Below are 15,812 nucleotides of genomic sequence, written 5' to 3'. Positions count from 1 at the left end.
GCAGTATCCTAGATGACCGTACTTGTTCGTGTGAACGTGCAATTTTAGATAGTGGTCAGAACGTTATGCCGCAACGGGGGGACCCTATGGCGAAGAAGAAAATTGTGATCATTGGCGGGGGCTATGTCGGGTTTGAAGTTGCCCGGGAACTGGACGCTTGCGCGGACGTCACCCTGATTGAGCAACGCGAAGCGTTCGTGCATCCGCCTGCAGCGATCCGCGCGCTGGTTGAACCCGCCTTGCTGGACCAGATCATCCTGCCATACGACAATCTGCTGCAATCGGGTAAGGTCGTGCGCGGGCGCGCCGTTTCGGTTTCTGAAACCGAGGTCACTTTAGAATCTGGAGCTGTCTTTCCGGCGGACTATATCCTGATCGCCACCGGATCATCCTATGCAGCGCCGTTCAAGCCGTCGGGTGGCAGCATTGCGGATTTTCAGCAAGCGAGCAAAGACGTCAGCGCGCAACTGGCCAAGGCGAATTCAGTTGTGATCGTAGGGGCAGGCGCTGTCGGTACAGAGCTTGCGGGCGAAACAGCCTCGGCACATCCGGGTAAATCCATCACCCTGGTTTCGTCGGATGATACCTTGTTTCCCAAGTACCCGGCCAAGCTAGGCGCGCAGCTCAAAGGTAAGTTGGAACGGCTGGGCGTCACTGTCATTCTCGGCCAGAGGGCGCAGGATTTACGCCATTTGGATCGGCCCTACGAAGGATCCGTGAGCTTGACCGACGGTAGAGTGATTGCGGCAGATCTTATATTTCCGGTGGTTGGATCGAAACCCCAATCGTCTTTGGTTCAAAGCCTTCCGGGCGTGTCGGCTGATGCATTGGGTAGGGTCAAAACCGACAAATGGTTGCGACCGTCAAGCTATCCGAATGTCTTCGTCGGCGGTGACATTGCCGACATTGGCGACGGAATGACAATCGTAGCAACGGCACGGCAGAATCCGTGGCTGATCAAAACGCTTAAGAAAGTAATCGAGGGCGCACCCGTTGAAAGTCAAAAACCCTACGCGCCCTGGAAAAAAGCACCCATTCTGGTGCCCCTTGGCCCAGTCATCGGCAGCAGTTGGCTTTTTGCGACAGTGGGTGACTGGATCACACGCAAGATAAAGGGGAAAGATATTTTCATTCCCAAATATCGAAAGGCTTTTGGGATTTCGAGCTCCGGAAAATAGTTCCTCCTGAACATTGCGATTTGCTAACGTTCAGGTATCCCGCACAGATGATGTCTGTGATAATCGTGTTGGCCTGCCTCTAGTCGTGTGCGAGGTTGCGACTGGCTTGTACCTGCTGAATATCTTTCGGCCATGTGGAACGGATATAGGCCAGAACATCCCAAATACCGTCATCAGTCAAAGTGCCTTCGAAACCTGGCATGCCACTGTTGAAATTCTTGACGCCGCGTGCGGCCAGTGTCTTTGCACCGCCGAATTTGGTGTAGTCAAACAAAAGCAGGCTATCATGGTGCCATGTGTGCCCGGTCACGTCATGTGGTGGAGCAGGCAACACACCGTCTTCACCCGGTGTTTGCCAGTTGGGTTGGCCTTCCAGGTTAACGCCGTGGCACGCGGCGCATTGATCTACGTAGAGCCTCTGTCCATTCGCCACGTCTCTGTCTGTAAACGTATGATCCGCGGCAACGCTGGAATAAATGCTGCATAGGACCAAAATAAATAAGTGCCTGGTCATCTCCACCTACCTCAATTCGGAAGCGTCAGAACGGTTGTTAGTGTAGCCGTAGTTGTCAGCACCGCCAGAACGATCAGCGCCTCAACTTCGATGGATCGGGCGAGGTGCTGCGCTGCCTTGGTATCTCCGTCCAGCATTGCCGGAACAAATCGAAGCTTGTTCGCGGCGGCTAGGATCAATAGCAGCCCTACAAATAGTACTTTGAGCAACAGGGCCTGCCCATAACCAGTGGAAATGAGCGCTCGGATATCACCAACAAGCAACAAAGCCATCCAGAAACCTGCGACGATCAATGCGGGTACCATCAGTGCCGCAGCTTGGCCAAACCTATGCCCAAGTGCAGCAGCAGCTGCAATTTGCTCAGGTTGAAGAGCCATACTCCGCAGCGGGCTGAAGATGCCTACCCAGAAAGCTACACAGAGCAGGTGTGCTAGTAACAAGAGTTGGGTACCAAAATTCTCTAGATCCGATAGGTGCCCGATCTGTGCAAAGGACCACAGAGCCATCGTGCCACCCACAAGTGCGATCCCTAAACCAAAGCGCGGAACAGACAATCCGACAAGGATCATTGCTGCGCCTATCACTCGATAAACAAATACATCGCCTACGGATGTCTGCCAGAGTAATCCAAGCATCTCGGGGTCGACCAGCCCATCCGCTCCGCCCGTCAAGAGGGCTCCACGAAGCATGAACCCCAGTGCCGTCGCAATGAGAGCAAGCCATGCCAAGGCCATGGATTGGCGTTTCATCGCCAGGCTTATCGGTGTGACCAAGCTGGAATAGAGACACTTAACGACCACAAGGCCAGTGGCCCCCGCAAAGCCGATATAGAGTGCTAGCTTTGCGAGGATTGCAGCAATTCCCCAGATGTCTGGCATGCTCATTCCACAGTAAAGGTAAACGCGCCCTGCATCGCATGACCGTCCTCACCTAAACCGCGCCACTCGATGACATAGGTGCCCGCGCCATTGCCTGGCAATGGAATTTTGAACTTCTGAGCAAATCTTGCCTGGTCGCCCAAATCCAGTCGTACTGCCCCGTGTTCTTCGTGTGCCATCTCTATCCGGGTCAGCCGGATGTCTTTCGAGAAATTGAGGCCAACTTCAGCAGGCACAGTCGTTACTGTGGTTCCGTCTGCAGGTGTTGTTTCTGTGACCTTGGAATGCGCCAGCGCAAAACTGGGGAGCGCAGCCAAGAGTATAAGCATTACAATCTTCTTCATGGGCCTATCCTCAATTTATTCCGTTGGCGCGCTGGATTTCACGAATGTAGGCGATCACCATAGCGACGTCACCTCGCGTCAAGCCGTCGACGGGCGGCATGTCTCCAAACTGCCAATGGTGACTTCTTACACCCTGTGAAACCGCCCTCTGAAACGCTTCATCAGCGTGGTGACTAGGTTCGTATATCTTGTGGATCAGTGGCGGTCCTGCGCCGTCAATTCCGACCGCATTGACTCCGTGGCAAGTGGCACAGGAGGCATCAAAGACCCGCTGGCCGATTGCTGCATTGCCCTCAATAGGTGGCATCTGAATTGCGACTAGGTCGACTCTTGAAACTGTCGCCTGAAGGCTGGATTCTTCGATTGGGTCTGAACGAAAAACTATGAAAGCGGCAACAGCCGAGACGACGCAAGCGCCGATTAACAAGTGACTTTTCTTCATGGGTTGAACCTGACTTTGTGGAGGCTGGAAGTGCTGCGGCACATCGCAAACAGCCGCAAGGGCCGGTCACTTAGGCGCGCGCGGATCTTGGCAGCTTCAAAGGTCAGGGGGTCTGTAGGGGCTATCTGGTTCAGTCAACTTGGATTGGGATCCAATCTGGAACTCTCGGTCAAGCTGATATTGATTCCACACGACTTGGCTGTTCTGCGAGATCAGTACGACGGCTTGGCAAAGCAAGGGGTTACACTCTCCGGTACCGGCATTATCCGTGTCGTGATGGCTGCTTTGGGCCGAGATGTCAGGGATGCTTTTCACCGCGGCGGAGTGTCCTGCCGATTGCATATGGTCCCCGCAGTGAAGCCCGACGCAGGCATGAGACTCGCCACCAAATCCGGCGAGAATGACCAGAAGACTCGTCAATAGCGCAAATGTGTATCGTCGGATGACCATGATTCCGGACGCTAATGCAGCGGAACACACAAGACAACGCCTGCGGCTTCATTATGCGCCACGCCGTTCTAAAGGAAATTACAACGCTGATTTCCGTGATGGGGAATTCGCCGCTCTTGTCCGACACGCGATTTTCATCAGATGCAGAGAGTCCGGGTCTATTTTGATTTCTATCAGTCGGGCCTAGCAACTGATTAGCGGCCAAACGGCAACACAGGTCGCAGCAGTGCCAACGCCGACGATCGCATAGTAGAGGAACTTACGTTGGGATTCAGTGGTCGCATCAATCTTCTGGAAGGTTAGTCACATCGTATTTGCTTTGTGCATTGGCCGTTGTTCGATTTGCTGCATTTCAATCCGTCGAATAGTCGAGGTCTTCTCGCCACTCTCGCAGCAAATACTCCAAGTCGGAAATATGGTTTCCCAAGACCTGCTCATCGACGCGTGAGTTTGTGTATTGATCCAGATGTTGTAACTGCCCTTGCTGGCGAGAGCATCGGTCTGGCCGGCTACCGGCGATATTCTGGCGAAACTCATGTCTGACGCGCTGCGGTGTCTGGCTGGGGTGGGCAGCGCTGGTTGCGAACGTAGCATCGCGCGCGGGTGGGGAATGTCTCTTTTGGGCCGACATTATCTTTATTGGGAAAAGTTGGTCCTCAGTATATGCGCCGTTTCGTAACGTCGTTCATGGGCTTGCAAAGCTGATAGCCAGCGCTTCTACCGCGTCCCCGTAGGTTGGGTATAGACCGGCGCGTTGTTCAAAGGCGTAGGCCTGAAAATAGTCCCAAAATAAGGTCACTTCCGTGCCAAAATAGTCTTTGAGCAAAGGAGTATTGCAAAGGTCGGCACGTAAACAAAATTCAACCTCGCTGAAAAACACAACTACTGTGTCGATCTGCGCTTCGATTTCTTTGAGTGTATCTGCATCGCCTGTTTTGAGATTTTCCAATAGGTTCGCACCGATCTGCTTACGGGCCAGTTGCCGTGCTCGCTCGGGCAAGTCCGCGGGTACTTCGCCCGCAGCTTTGATTGCGGGGATCAGAACGTTGCCTAGTTGGGTGTATGTTTCGCGTGCACCGGTTTTCTGCCAGTCCGACATCAACTCGATGGAGCGCTCCTTTTTTGTGTCGAGGTAGCCCTGATAGAAGTTCAACGCCGAGACCCCGGCCGAGGCGGCAATAGCGATCAGTGACAAAAGGCGAAAGGTGCTCTCAATTCGTTCCCATGCGGTTTTAGGCGCGGGGGCCGTGTCGGCGGTGGCAATTCGGCGGCCAAGCGGGCCGTCGTCTCCTGGTTCGACATCCTCGTCCGCCTGTACAGATTCAAGAACACCGGAAAGTTCGGCTGCGCCCGGGTCCAGATCATTGGAACGCGTACGCCTAATCGACCGTTTGTCAGTTGGAGCAGTCAACGCGGACCTCAAATGTCAGTGTTTTGTCCTTTTCGAATTGCGCGGTTTCGACCTCGCGCGCAAGACAATCAAGCGCCGGTTCGGGTATTAGAAACGCCTGGTCCAGCTGCACCGGCCCCCCTCCATCGGTTTGCACGTCCGGAAGCGCAGTCGCACTGCGATCTAAACCACATGCGGACAAATCAACAAGGTGCACCTCTGAGTTGTTCTGTGATGCCGCCAAGCGTTCGTCGTTCAGCCGCTTGAGATAGCATTTCGCGAGCAGTTCGTTCAAAGTGACCTTTTCGGCGCAAAACCCGCAATCCGCAAAAACCGGCGGTGCGACGAGGGCACACGCGATGCAAATGGAGGCCGCTGATGTCAGGTTCTTCATTGTGTGTGTCCACCCAGGAGTCTTGACAGACAAGGATAAGCGCGACTCAGTTGTTTTGTGAACCCGTTTTGAGGCGTGCGTATAAGATGAGTTCGGGTCGGTACTCAAAGTGCATTCCATCGAAGTGGTGCCATTTGCCTCCCCAGATAAACCCAAAGCGTTCCATTTGCTGAACGAGCGCAACTGGGTATTGATTTTCGTAGGCCCCGGCGTTGCCTTCAGGAGCGCCTGACCAGCGCCAATAGCCGCCAAGCTGCGTGTTGAAGTCGACCGCGATACCAAAACTGTGCGCGCTTAGCCGTGGCGTGCCAGCGATACGACGCCAGTTAAAGCTTCCGCCGACTTGGGTGAAATATGGGTCAAAATCCTCACCACTGGCAGCCATCGCATCGAACGCAGCTTGTAATTGATGTGCAGCGCAGTGGTGGCTGTTCAAGGCAAAACGGGCGCGGCGCTTCGGCCCCTGGTATTCTGCGCGCCAGAGCCGGGCTGCAACCTGAGTTTCTGTTTGCCCATAAAGTGCGCGGAAGAAGGCGTCGTTGCGGGCGCGGCCTGGGTCGAACCAGGGTGTGTCACGCGCCGCGAGGTCAAAGGTCAACGGATAAATCTGCGCGAACTGGTCGATGATGGAGGCGTTCGCCAGCCGTTCCTTCGGCGGACCGTTATGAGCCGCGCCAAGTGGCAGCGTCTGGCCGCCCGTTGTCAGCGTTTTCGCTGCTTCGTCGACGGTCAGGCCGGGATATGCGGTCTCAAGTGCTGTGGCGATTGCGGACCGACCCTGCGGTAATGGCATCGCCAGAAAATCGCGGGGGACGCAGCCATCTGCACGCGCAAAACTCGGCAAGAGTCCAAGCGCAAGAGAGACAGCGACTAGCCGCGATATTAGCATCCATTGGCCCTTTCGAGCGCTTGCAGACGCTGCACCTCGCCTTGTTCGGCTGCTGTCAGGCGCGGGTTTCGAGTGGTGCATTGGCTTGTGTCAAAGGCAGCCCGCGCACGCGTGGACTGAAAGCAGAAGCCGTTGTTATGAAAGATGAGGTTGCGCGAGTACCAAAGCTGTTCGCAGGTGCTGGGCGGCGAAGGCACTGGTGCCACGGCCCTTTCGGCGGGTTGGGTAGCGGCACTGAGCGTGTCGATCCGGTCCTGAGCAGCGGCGGCATAGATGGGGCAGCCCGCGTGCATGGTCATGAACGCTTCCAGCGCGGAGGTGCTAGACGTGGTTTGTAGCACTTCCCAGTCAGCGCGTGCCGCGTCGCATGGGCTGATCTGAGGGGCAGAGGGTTGGGGCGTTGGAACAGTTACTGGGAGCGGGGCGGGGCCGCCGCGCTCAAAGGTAAATGTGCCCTGTAGCTGGTCGTAGTAAGCTGGGAACTGGTTGTGGTTCACACTGGCAGCCAGTTTACGCACGTCGGTCCGCACAAGGCGCACTAGCTCGTTCAGAGGTAGGCCGGGTGTGGTCATCCGCTCCAGCAGGGAGCGAGTGAAGACCGAGTTGGGGTTTGGGTCATTGTCCGACAGTCGGTCCAGTGCAGTCTGGCCTGTACCGGCAGAAAAGAGGACGAAGGCCCCTTCGGCCGGCTCCATTCGCGATAGCCCGCTCGAGCGGCCCACGGACCGGGTACCTTGGGTGGGGAATGGGTTGTCGCGGCAGGCATCGAGTATCATCAGTGCCACGCGCGCACCGCGGGACTGGATTACATCAAGGATCTGGTCAGCAGCGATGCTTTCGCCGGTCACAAAATCTTCTTCGCCCGGACGCACTTGGGGTACGTCGGTGGGCAGCAGGTAATTGCGACCTTCTACTTCGATGCCGTGTCCTGCAAAGTAGAACACGACCTCGTCTCCAGGACTGATCTGGCGAGAGAAATCTACAAGGCCGCGCCGCAGGTCCAGCCGCTCGGGGTCGATCAGTTCGGTGACCACGAATCCGAGTTCGCTCAGCGTGGCAGAGACGGCTCGAGCGTCATTGCCTGCCTTTTGCAGGTCGTTAATATTTTCATAGCTGTCGATCCCAATAACCATCGCCAGCCGTTCCTCGGCAGTGGCGAGCGAACCGCATAGCAGTGTGGCGGCGATCCACATAAATAAACGCAAAACGGTCTCCTTAACGTTTGTCGTACCGCTCTGAATTTAAGGCTAACGTGTGTGTGAGGTCGTGTCCAACTTCACCTAGAAAGCCGGGCGGAGCGTTGTCCACATTTTTGACAATGTCGACATCCAGAGAAATGGATGATGCAAATCTTTGCTTTCGCTGCTGCGCTGAAGTTGGATGTCCGCTCCGACGCGCAGAATCTCACTGGAACCAGCCAAGTTCCAGCCGTGCGGTGCCATTAATTTGGGGCAACGTAGTGGTTTGAGGGTGCCGGTGTTTCTGCTTCTTTGATCTGCGTTCAGACGCGCTTATTGAGAACTTTGAACCAAAGATATATTTTGACCGGATTGCGAACGAAAAGGAAAGTTCATGATCAGAACTACTGCACTGACGCTCTTAGCTCTCCTCTCGGCAACCTCGGCATTCGCAACTGTCGGGCTGTATTGCGAGGCCCCTTATGGATCAGGCGCTGTATTTGATGTCGGATTGGGAACTGTCCCTGGTCTCGCAGTTGTAAGCGCGACCATTCACGCAGACGGCAAACACTGGAGCCTTACTGAAGTCGATGGTGCGATACCAATCATCGTGGCACAGGGGGCCGATGTCGATATGCGTACTGTAATCGACTTTGCCGATCCCGAATACAGTCGGATCGTTGCCTCGGTTCGATTGATAACCGCTGTCGAAGGAGACAAATCCGTCACTGTAGGCACGCTCACGATTCCGGAAATCGGTGCCTTCCCGCTGGTTTGTGAAGGGCCGTAGCCGTTCGATGTTGTGCAATGTACCGGGGGCTAGCTCGGCGGAAGCGGTGATCCCAAATTCTGCTTTGCTTAAATGTCTGAAATGGGCCGCGAGAGAGAGTAGTTTTAGATTGGAGGTGCTGCACGTTCTGTGACCAATTGTCTGGCTACGACTCTTTCGCGATGAATCATGTACAACCCTGCACTGATGATGATTGCAATACCAAGTAGGCTAAGCGTGTTCGGAAAGTCATTGAAGACAAGATAGCCGAACAGGGTCGCTACCGGCAGCTCAAAGTACTGCAAAGGTGCCAATGTGGCTGAAGGCGCGAACGAAAGCGCATAGGTCATCATCATGTGGCTCACCGTTGCAAAAAAACCAGCTCCCAACAGCCACAACAAAGCGATGTCTGTCGGCCAAACAGGATCGAACAGCTCCGAACCAGAGCCTTGCGCAAATATTAAGATTGGAATGGAAAACAGGCTGGCAATCAGGCCAGTGTGGAATTGCAGAGCCACGGGATGCATCCGACGTGACAATCCTCGCGTCACAAGAATGTAGAAAGCGAAAGCAACTGCCGTACCAAGCGGAATTATTGCAACCGCGCCGAAGGCCGCGAAACTGGGCTGGATGACGAACATTACTCCAACAAACCCGACAAGAGCTGCCCCGACACGACGCGGACCTACGTCTTCACCAAGGTAAAACTTACCAACCAACAAGACAATGAACGGGGCCACAAACACGATTGCCAACGCATCGGCGAGTGGCATCACACGGATGGCAGCAATGAAGCAAAAAGTTGCGAACAGCAAAAGTAATGAGCGGAATGCGAGTACGATCAATTTGCCTCGCGCTACATGCAACGACAGCCCCATTATCCAGACGAACGGGGCCATCAACACGCACTGCACTACAAAGCGAGCAGCCGTAATCTGCCCAACTGGTACGCTAGCCGACGCGAGTTTTGCAGCTACGTCCAGCAAAGGAGCGGTGAGGCAAAATCCAAGCATCAGTGCAACTCCTGCAAGGATGCGATCCGTAGATTGAGGTATGGAATCAGCCGAGGACATCTCATCTTGTAGAAACGTCGCTAAACGCGTGTCTGTTCTCTATGCGACGCGGAGCAAAAATCCCTCAACTTGCGAGTTGGGGGTGGGTTAGAATTTGCGCTAGCAACGAACAGCAGGTTCGATGAGATGCGCAGCAGCAGATGGCCGGTTCAAAATTGGTCTACAAGCTCTTGATCTCGATTGCTGCTGCGATGGCAAAGGCGTCTTCAAGCTCGACGCTCAGATGCCGAACCGTGCTTACCATCTTTGCATGAACCAAGAGCAACTGAATCGCCCGAAGACTTTCTGTCTTTTCTTGTAGAACTGCGTGACTTTGGTCCGGCGCATTGATGGAGTTCCTTAGGCGCTGGCCTCGAAGCCAATGGGCTTCATCCAGTCCCGGACAATCCGCGCATACTGACGTGTTGAGATCTTCAGGAAAACTAAGTGATAGATCCACGGTCACAGCAATTACTTTCTTTTCAAGGGAGACACATAGAAAAAGCTGTAATTCCGACCCCTGTGAAGCTCTTGGTGATTGATCTGCTTGTTCGCGAATTCGAATTGGTTACTATTGTCGCATGACAAATTGGAAACCATCCCGAGATACGCTGAGTTCACCGCTGCATACGAGCCTTGCCACGATGATTGCAGGCGCGATCGAAGACGGCAGTTTGTCACCTGGACAGAAATTACCCACACACCGGAAACTGGCCGATGACCTGAGGTTGAGCGTTAATACCGTCAGCAAAGCTTACGACATTCTGCGTCGCCAAAACCTGATCGATGGTCAGATTGGGCGTGGCAGCTATGTTGTCGACACTGACAAAACCGACGGACAGCCATTCAAGTTGGAGTCAGAACCTCGAAACTTGTTCGACATGTCGATTTCGCGCCCCTTGTTTAATGGCCTGCATGTTGAGGCGATGCAATCAACGCTGAGGACTTTGCATGCCGGGCTCGACCCGGCAATATATCTTTCTACACGCCCGAATGTAGGCCACGAAACTCACCGAAAAACGGGAGTCAAATGGCTTTCACATTGCGGCCTTGAGACAAATGCAGATTCAGTCCTCATGACGAACGGGGTAACGCATGGAATGTCGGCAGCAATGTCTGCGATATTGCGTCCTGGCGACGTCATTCTGTCAGATATGGTCACGCATCACCTCTTGGTTTCGAGTGTCGCATATTTCGGATACCGACATGTTGGCCTTGAAACTGATGAGCACGGAATCCTGCCCGATGCATTGGAAAAGGCGTGCGTTGATAAGTCCCCTAAAGCATTGTATTTATTGCCATCTCTTGCCAACCCTAATGTACATATGATGCCAGAGGAACGTCGGCGCCAAATTGCTGCAATCGCCCGCAAACATAGGCTGCATATTATTGAAAACGATGCGTTTGGTCCGGTCGCAGTGGATCGCCAGCCGCCTGTTTCGATGTTCGCACCAGAACTGTCGGTCTACCTGACGACGTTCACCAAATGCACGGTCAGCGGGTTGCGTGCGGGCTATGCCGTTGCTCCGGACCATTTGCTTCCTGCCTTGACAGCGAGACTGATCGTATTTGGTTGGATGGCAACGCCGCTAATCTGCGAACTTGCCTCACGCTGGGTGGAAGATGGCACAGCACAAGCGCTGGCGGATTGGCAGCGCGCAGAAATAGTCAAGCGGTATCACATAGCAACGCAAGAGCTTGCTGGTTTTAAATGGACGGGCCATCCGGCCAGTTTGCATCTTTGGTTGCAGCTCCCTCCAGATTGGGATTCCAACAGTTTTGTCGCCCATGCCCGCGAACTAAATGTTGCGGTGTCCCCCGAAAGCCCATTCCTTTCTCCCAAGGCTACCGCAACAAATGCAGTGCGCATTTCGGTGGGAAGCATTCGCGAAATCGAACGTTTTCGCCAAGCTCTGAAGCTTCTGGCCGGTTTACTTTTGCGCCCACGCGAGCCTTTGCCGCAATTCGCTTATTAGAATGTAGCGCAACAATATAATAATTGACTCGCAGTACAATCTTCGGGATGTGGTGGAACATCACTAACAAAGAAGGTGATATCTGGGAGGATATGATGACCAAGACTGCACGTTTTGCCCTGCGCGTCTGCGCACCCCTTGCTGCTGCATTGCTAACCTCAACTGCCGCTTATGCGGACAATTGGCGCTATGCGATGGAAGAGGGGCTGACAGATCCGCAAGGCCTGTACGCCACCAAGTTCAAAGAGGAAATCGAAGCCAACTCGGATCACACAGTCCAGATTTATCCTGTGGGTACGCTTGGTGAATCGGCCGACGCCATGGAGCAGGCACAGGCTGGATTGCTGCAGTTCATTGATCAATCTCCAGGTTTCACTGGTGCGTTGATCCCAGAAGCCGAAGCCTTTCTGGTGCCATATATCCAGCCGACGGACCCTCAAGTCGTGCGCAAGTTTTTCAAAGAAGGCGTCGCTGTAAACGAGATGTTCCACGATATCTATCGCGAACAGGGATTGGAATTGTTGTCGGTGTTCCCGGAAGGTGAAATGGTGGTCACCACAATGGAGGAATTTCGGACACCTGCCGATTTGGAAGGTATGAAAATTCGGACCATGACCTCACCATTGCTTTTGGAGACTTACACGGCCTTTGGCGCTTCCCCGATTGCCATGCCTTGGGGCGAGCTGATCGGCGGACTGAAAACTAAAATGGTTGACGGGCAAGAAAACCCGGCAATTTGGATCGAGGCCTATGATCTGGATAACCTGACTAATGTGATGACCTATACCGGACATGGTCAGTACACGACTGCTGTGATGGCAAATGCAGAGTTTTACGACGCGCTAAGCGATGCGGACAAAGAACTTGTTCAGAATGCGTCGCAAGTCGCACTCGATTATATTCTTGATGTTGCCGTCGAACTGGATGCAACCGGTCTGGCAAAAATTCAGGAGAGCAATCCGGGCTACACAATAAACCGGCTAACCGAGGAAGAGCGTGCACCCTTTAAAGAACGTGCAAAAGCGGTCGAAGCAGCCTTTGTCGAAAGAGCGGGCGAACGTGGCGCTGCCATCCTCGAGCAAATGAAGAAGGATCTAGCGGCTGCGCAGCAGTAGCGCTTTGCCACAGGCATCCATCACGTTTGCGATGTGTTCATCTGAAAAATCGGTGCAGGCCCAGAACCATAGTTCGGGCCTGCAATTTGGAAATAGTAAACCGGCGATCAGCCTATATTGCGAATGTTCGGGGGGAATATGAGCGAAACGACGCAGAAAAAGTCGGGCCTTGCCGGAATTGTTGATGGCATTGACAAGGGGATCGCTGCGCTTGAGCGGGTGATCATGGCCACAGGCGTCATTCTGATGGCAGTCAACACCATCGCAAATGTCATCAGCCGGTTTGTTTTCAACCACTCCATTATATTCGCCGAAGAGTTGAACAGTATATTCATATTGTTGGTGACATTTGCTGGTATCGGCTACGCCGCGCGCCATGGTCGGCATATCCGCATGTCCGCCATCTCAGACGCGTTACCCGAACGGGTCAGAAAAATCTTGATGGTTGTAGTCACGGGAGTCACCGCTGTGCTGTTGCTGCTCTTGGCGTGGTACGCTGTGCAATACATCATCAGCATGTACGCCAAGGGGCGGGTCTATCCTGCCCTCGGATTCCCTGTTTATCTCAGCTACCTCTGGGTGCCAATTGGGCTGTTTGTGACCGGGGTTCAATACGCGCTCACTTTCATCAAAAATCTTCAGGAACCTGAAATCTACCTGTCAACTGATCTGCGAGAAGCAGATGCGCGGGAACTGGAAGTGGAGCTTTAACCATGGCACTCTTAATGTTTTCCGCAATGGTTGTCCTGCTGCTTATGGGTTTCCCGATGATGGTACCCCTCATTGCCGGCGCGTTCATCGGCGTGATCGAGTTGTTTGGCACAATCGACAAAACCGAGTTTATGATTCAGCAAATGTTGGGTGGTATCCGGCCCTCTTCATTGATCGCCGTGCCTATGTTCATTCTGGCAGCGGATATCATGACACGTGGCCAGTCCGCAGGGCGGCTGATTGATATGGTCATGGCCTTTGTTCGCCATGTTCGAGGGGGGTTGGCCGTCAGTACAGCTGCGGCTTGCGCATTGTTCGGTGCCGTGTCCGGGTCCACCCAAGCCACGGTCGTTGCGGTGGGAACGCCACTCAGGCCCCGAATGCTGAAAGGTGGCTACAAGGATTCTTTCATTTTGGCCCTGATCGTCAACTCAAGTGACATCGCGTTCCTGATCCCGCCCAGTATTGGGATGATCATCTACGGTGTAGTTGCCAAGGCCTCCATCCCTGAACTGTTCATCGCGGGCATAGGGCCCGGATTGTTAATCCTGTTCATGTTCTCGGTCTACAGTATGATCTACGCCAAAATAAATGACGTCCCCACTGAACCGGCCGCCACATGGTGCGAACGCGCGGCAGCGGTGAAACGGGCCTTGTGGCCGCTGGGTTTCCCGGTTCTGATCATCGGCGGCATCTTCTTCGGCGTTTTCAGCCCGACCGAAGCCGCAGCAATCAGCGTGGCCTATGCGGTGTTGCTGGAAGTCTTCATTTTCAAAACAATGAAAATCACCGGCCTATACCAGGTCGCCCTGTCAACGGGCATGGTAACGGCGGTAGTTTTTATTTTGGTGGGTGCAGGTGCTGCCTTTGCCTGGGTTCTGTCATTCGCGCAGATACCGCAACAGATTTTGGGCGCTCTTGGCATTGATGAAATGGGGCAGATCGGCGTCCTGTTCACAATCGCGATTGCGTTCTTCATCGGCTGTATGTTCGTGGATCCCATCGTGGTCATCTTGATCTTTGTTCCGATCTTTGCGCCCGTGGTCGAGAAAACCGGGCTGGACCCAATTCTGGTCGGCACTTTGATCACATTGCAGGCCGCCATCGGCTCGGCCACCCCGCCGTTCGGATGCGATATCTTCACGGCGGTAGCGGTGTTCAAACGTCCCTATCTGGAAGTAATCAGAGGAACGCCGCCTTTCGTGATCATGCTTTTGAGTGTCTCGGTCTTGATGATCTTCTTCCCGCAGGTGGCACTGTTTTTGCGCGACATCGCATTTAACAAATAAAAGGAGCGACAAATGTTCAAATCAATACTCGCTGCTTTTGACGGGTCTGAAGGATCAGAGGCCGCCCTTCGCAAAGCCGCTGAATTGGCTAGGTTGTGTGATGCGGAAATGTTGGTACTGACGCTCTACCGTCATCATTCGATACTGGAAGGATCGATGTATGTCATCGATGCAGAAAAGCCTGATGATATTGACGGGATCATGCGCGATCACGCAAAGATAACTGCTGAACGCGGCGCGTCCATTGCGCGCGAGGCGGGGTGCGAGAACATCCGGGCCTTTGTCAAAGGCGGGCCAACGGCGCGGACTATCGTCAGCTTTTCCAAAGAACATGAGAATGACCTGATCGTCATGGGCAGCCGGGGATTGGGATCGATTGAGGGCTATTTGCTGGGCAGCGTCTCTCACAAAGTGACCAGCCTTGCGCAATGCCCGGTTCTGGTGGTGTGAGGATGGCAATGGCTTTGGATATACAATCTTCGACTTCGTCTGTGGCTCTCGCGCTGGATGCTCGCCCTGTCACACATCGTATCGGGCTGGTCACGCTGGCCACGGATCATACGACGGAAACTGACTTCGCACGCATTCTGCAAGGGCATGATGTGGGCGTATATGTAAACCGGATCGGGTTTGAAAACCCAACCACACATGAAAGCCTTTTGAAGACAGGGCCGCTGCTGACCGATGCCGCAGCAGAGATCCTGCCTGGCGAGGCGCTAGATGTATTGGTCTATGGATGCACGGCAGCTTCGGTAGTTTTGGGGAACGACAAAGTGGCCGAGCACATGAACAGCGCAAAGCCGGGCACGCCATGCGTCACACCCAGCTCGGCAGCCTTTGATGCATTTGAGGCTTTGGGGGTAAAAAAAGTAAGCGTTCTTACGCCCTATACGCAGGATGTGACGGATTCTCTGGTCACCTATTTCTCGCAACACGGCCTCGACGTGGTGAACGCTGTTTGCTTTGGATTGTCCGATGATCGCGACATGGCGCGCGTCTCAATGGACAGCATTATCGAAGGTGGTGTTGCTGCGTGCGATCCCGATGCTGATGCGCTTTTTATTTCCTGTACGGCGGTGCGTGCCGCCCCATGTGTCGCACAATTGGAGGCCCGACTTGGCAAACCGGTTGTTACCTCCAATCAGGCGATGGTTTGGCGCTGCATGAGGCATCTTGGGATTACTTCGGATTATCCCGCGGGCGGTATGTTGTTCAGTAAATAGGAAAAAAGTCAGGACAAGAG

Annotated in this window: 20 protein-coding genes; 9 read left to right on the top strand and 11 right to left on the bottom strand. The window is 54.1% G+C overall.

Annotation, left to right across the window (positions count from 1 at the left end):
- The first annotated feature begins 86 nt into the window (after positions 1 to 86).
- The gene (locus tag AC2FLB_RS06470) at positions 87 to 1,178 is read left to right on the top strand and encodes an NAD(P)/FAD-dependent oxidoreductase (protein WP_496702278.1); all 1,092 of its coding nucleotides are present in this window, start codon (positions 87 to 89) and stop codon (positions 1,176 to 1,178) included.
- A gap of 79 nt (positions 1,179 to 1,257) precedes the next feature.
- Here AC2FLB_RS06470 and AC2FLB_RS06465 read toward each other — a convergent pair whose 3' ends face one another.
- The 4 genes from AC2FLB_RS06465 to AC2FLB_RS06450 form a co-directional block, all read right to left on the bottom strand.
- The gene (locus tag AC2FLB_RS06465) at positions 1,258 to 1,611 is read right to left on the bottom strand and encodes a c-type cytochrome (RefSeq protein ID WP_425595598.1); all 354 of its coding nucleotides are present in this window, start codon (positions 1,609 to 1,611) and stop codon (positions 1,258 to 1,260) included.
- Positions 1,612 to 1,703: 92 nt separating this feature from the next.
- Positions 1,704 to 2,576, bottom strand: a complete 873-nt coding sequence (locus tag AC2FLB_RS06460) for a CopD family protein (protein ID WP_496708874.1) — start codon at positions 2,574 to 2,576, stop codon at positions 1,704 to 1,706.
- On the bottom strand, positions 2,573 to 2,914 hold the full coding sequence (locus tag AC2FLB_RS06455) for a copper resistance CopC family protein (RefSeq protein WP_281973150.1): 342 nt from the start codon (positions 2,912 to 2,914) through the stop codon (positions 2,573 to 2,575). Before AC2FLB_RS06455 ends, AC2FLB_RS06460 begins: the two co-directional genes overlap by 4 nt.
- Positions 2,915 to 2,924: 10 nt before the next feature.
- On the bottom strand, positions 2,925 to 3,356 hold the full coding sequence (locus tag AC2FLB_RS06450) for a c-type cytochrome (protein WP_496693003.1): 432 nt from the start codon (positions 3,354 to 3,356) through the stop codon (positions 2,925 to 2,927).
- Between AC2FLB_RS06450 and AC2FLB_RS06445 the strand changes: the two genes are divergently transcribed.
- Positions 3,342 to 3,779, top strand: a complete 438-nt coding sequence (locus AC2FLB_RS06445) for a hypothetical protein (protein ID WP_496709006.1) — start codon at positions 3,342 to 3,344, stop codon at positions 3,777 to 3,779. The two genes, AC2FLB_RS06450 and AC2FLB_RS06445, sit on opposite strands and share 15 nt — an antisense overlap.
- Positions 3,780 to 3,989: 210 nt before the next feature.
- Here the strand turns inward: AC2FLB_RS06445 and AC2FLB_RS06440 are convergent, their stop codons facing one another.
- The 5 genes from AC2FLB_RS06440 to AC2FLB_RS06420 form a co-directional block, all read right to left on the bottom strand.
- Positions 3,990 to 4,094 carry a ubiquinol-cytochrome c reductase iron-sulfur subunit N-terminal domain-containing protein gene (locus AC2FLB_RS06440; RefSeq protein WP_496693031.1) on the bottom strand — a complete coding sequence of 35 codons (105 nt, stop codon included), beginning with the start codon at positions 4,092 to 4,094 and terminating at the stop codon, positions 3,990 to 3,992.
- 397 nt (positions 4,095 to 4,491) lie between these two features.
- Positions 4,492 to 5,217: a hypothetical protein gene (locus AC2FLB_RS06435; protein WP_496708873.1), complete on the bottom strand. Its 726-nt coding sequence runs from the start codon at positions 5,215 to 5,217 to the stop codon at positions 4,492 to 4,494.
- Positions 5,201 to 5,590: a hypothetical protein gene (locus AC2FLB_RS06430; protein ID WP_496693006.1), complete on the bottom strand. Its 390-nt coding sequence runs from the start codon at positions 5,588 to 5,590 to the stop codon at positions 5,201 to 5,203. The genes AC2FLB_RS06435 and AC2FLB_RS06430 overlap by 17 nt, the downstream gene beginning before the upstream one ends.
- A gap of 46 nt (positions 5,591 to 5,636) precedes the next feature.
- Positions 5,637 to 6,479 carry a M15 family metallopeptidase gene (locus AC2FLB_RS06425; RefSeq protein WP_496708872.1) on the bottom strand — a complete coding sequence of 281 codons (843 nt, stop codon included), beginning with the start codon at positions 6,477 to 6,479 and terminating at the stop codon, positions 5,637 to 5,639.
- Entirely contained in the window at positions 6,473 to 7,684 is a 1,212-nt protein-coding gene (locus tag AC2FLB_RS06420; protein WP_496701222.1) for a caspase family protein, read from the bottom strand. The genes AC2FLB_RS06425 and AC2FLB_RS06420 overlap by 7 nt, the downstream gene beginning before the upstream one ends.
- Positions 7,685 to 8,051: 367 nt before the next feature.
- Here AC2FLB_RS06420 and AC2FLB_RS06415 point away from each other — a divergent pair, with 367 nt between their 5' ends.
- The gene (locus tag AC2FLB_RS06415; protein WP_496708871.1) at positions 8,052 to 8,447 is read left to right on the top strand and encodes a hypothetical protein; all 396 of its coding nucleotides are present in this window, start codon (positions 8,052 to 8,054) and stop codon (positions 8,445 to 8,447) included.
- Between the two features lie 104 nt (positions 8,448 to 8,551).
- Here the strand turns inward: AC2FLB_RS06415 and AC2FLB_RS06410 are convergent, their stop codons facing one another.
- Both AC2FLB_RS06410 and AC2FLB_RS06405 read right to left on the bottom strand, forming a co-directional pair.
- Entirely contained in the window at positions 8,552 to 9,499 is a 948-nt protein-coding gene (locus tag AC2FLB_RS06410; RefSeq protein ID WP_334223312.1) for a DMT family transporter, read from the bottom strand.
- Positions 9,500 to 9,659: 160 nt separating this feature from the next.
- On the bottom strand, positions 9,660 to 9,938 hold the full coding sequence (locus AC2FLB_RS06405) for a hypothetical protein (RefSeq protein WP_496708870.1): 279 nt from the start codon (positions 9,936 to 9,938) through the stop codon (positions 9,660 to 9,662).
- A gap of 121 nt (positions 9,939 to 10,059) precedes the next feature.
- Between AC2FLB_RS06405 and ehuR the strand changes: the two genes are divergently transcribed.
- From ehuR to eutA, 6 genes are all read left to right on the top strand, one after another.
- Positions 10,060 to 11,454 (top strand): MocR-like ectoine utilization transcription factor EhuR, encoded by a 1,395-nt coding sequence (ehuR, locus tag AC2FLB_RS06400; protein ID WP_282022051.1) that lies wholly within the window; start codon positions 10,060 to 10,062, stop codon positions 11,452 to 11,454.
- Positions 11,455 to 11,549: 95 nt separating this feature from the next.
- A complete protein-coding gene (gene dctP / locus AC2FLB_RS06395; protein ID WP_271950046.1) occupies positions 11,550 to 12,569 on the top strand; it encodes a TRAP transporter substrate-binding protein DctP in 1,020 nt (339 codons plus the stop codon).
- Positions 12,570 to 12,707: 138 nt separating this feature from the next.
- Entirely contained in the window at positions 12,708 to 13,280 is a 573-nt protein-coding gene (locus tag AC2FLB_RS06390; protein WP_282022053.1) for a TRAP transporter small permease, read from the top strand.
- 2 nt (positions 13,281 to 13,282) lie between these two features.
- The gene (locus AC2FLB_RS06385) at positions 13,283 to 14,569 is read left to right on the top strand and encodes a TRAP transporter large permease (RefSeq protein ID WP_282027707.1); all 1,287 of its coding nucleotides are present in this window, start codon (positions 13,283 to 13,285) and stop codon (positions 14,567 to 14,569) included.
- A 12-nt stretch (positions 14,570 to 14,581) separates the two neighbouring features.
- The gene (locus AC2FLB_RS06380) at positions 14,582 to 15,019 is read left to right on the top strand and encodes a universal stress protein (protein WP_496693013.1); all 438 of its coding nucleotides are present in this window, start codon (positions 14,582 to 14,584) and stop codon (positions 15,017 to 15,019) included.
- An 8-nt stretch (positions 15,020 to 15,027) separates the two neighbouring features.
- Positions 15,028 to 15,792 carry an ectoine utilization protein EutA gene (gene eutA, locus AC2FLB_RS06375; protein ID WP_496701212.1) on the top strand — a complete coding sequence of 255 codons (765 nt, stop codon included), beginning with the start codon at positions 15,028 to 15,030 and terminating at the stop codon, positions 15,790 to 15,792.
- Positions 15,793 to 15,812 lie beyond the last annotated feature (20 nt).

The sequence above is a fragment of the Ruegeria sp. CDSA236 genome, from assembly GCF_059611285.1.
The sequence above is the reverse complement of the archived record's forward strand: the minus strand, read 5'-3'. Positions and strand labels throughout refer to the sequence as shown.

Bases quoted from the DNA above. Each gene is read 5' to 3' on its own strand.
- eutA (WP_496701212.1), top strand. From the start codon at position 15,028: ATGGCTTTGGATATACAATCTTCGACTTCGTCTGTGGCTCTCGCGCTG.
- ehuR (WP_282022051.1), top strand. From the start codon at position 10,060: ATGACAAATTGGAAACCATCCCGAGATACGCTGAGTTCACCGCTGCAT.
- AC2FLB_RS06450 (WP_496693003.1), bottom strand. From the start codon at position 3,356: ATGAAGAAAAGTCACTTGTTAATCGGCGCTTGCGTCGTCTCGGCTGTT.
- AC2FLB_RS06460 (WP_496708874.1), bottom strand. From the start codon at position 2,576: ATGAGCATGCCAGACATCTGGGGAATTGCTGCAATCCTCGCAAAGCTA.
- AC2FLB_RS06385 (WP_282027707.1), top strand. From the start codon at position 13,283: ATGGCACTCTTAATGTTTTCCGCAATGGTTGTCCTGCTGCTTATGGGT.
- AC2FLB_RS06390 (WP_282022053.1), top strand. From the start codon at position 12,708: ATGAGCGAAACGACGCAGAAAAAGTCGGGCCTTGCCGGAATTGTTGAT.
- AC2FLB_RS06430 (WP_496693006.1), bottom strand. From the start codon at position 5,590: ATGAAGAACCTGACATCAGCGGCCTCCATTTGCATCGCGTGTGCCCTC.
- AC2FLB_RS06425 (WP_496708872.1), bottom strand. From the start codon at position 6,479: ATGCTAATATCGCGGCTAGTCGCTGTCTCTCTTGCGCTTGGACTCTTG.
- dctP (WP_271950046.1), top strand. From the start codon at position 11,550: ATGACCAAGACTGCACGTTTTGCCCTGCGCGTCTGCGCACCCCTTGCT.
- AC2FLB_RS06455 (WP_281973150.1), bottom strand. From the start codon at position 2,914: ATGAAGAAGATTGTAATGCTTATACTCTTGGCTGCGCTCCCCAGTTTT.
- AC2FLB_RS06415 (WP_496708871.1), top strand. From the start codon at position 8,052: ATGATCAGAACTACTGCACTGACGCTCTTAGCTCTCCTCTCGGCAACC.
- AC2FLB_RS06470 (WP_496702278.1), top strand. From the start codon at position 87: ATGGCGAAGAAGAAAATTGTGATCATTGGCGGGGGCTATGTCGGGTTT.
- AC2FLB_RS06380 (WP_496693013.1), top strand. From the start codon at position 14,582: ATGTTCAAATCAATACTCGCTGCTTTTGACGGGTCTGAAGGATCAGAG.
- AC2FLB_RS06410 (WP_334223312.1), bottom strand. From the start codon at position 9,499: ATGTCCTCGGCTGATTCCATACCTCAATCTACGGATCGCATCCTTGCA.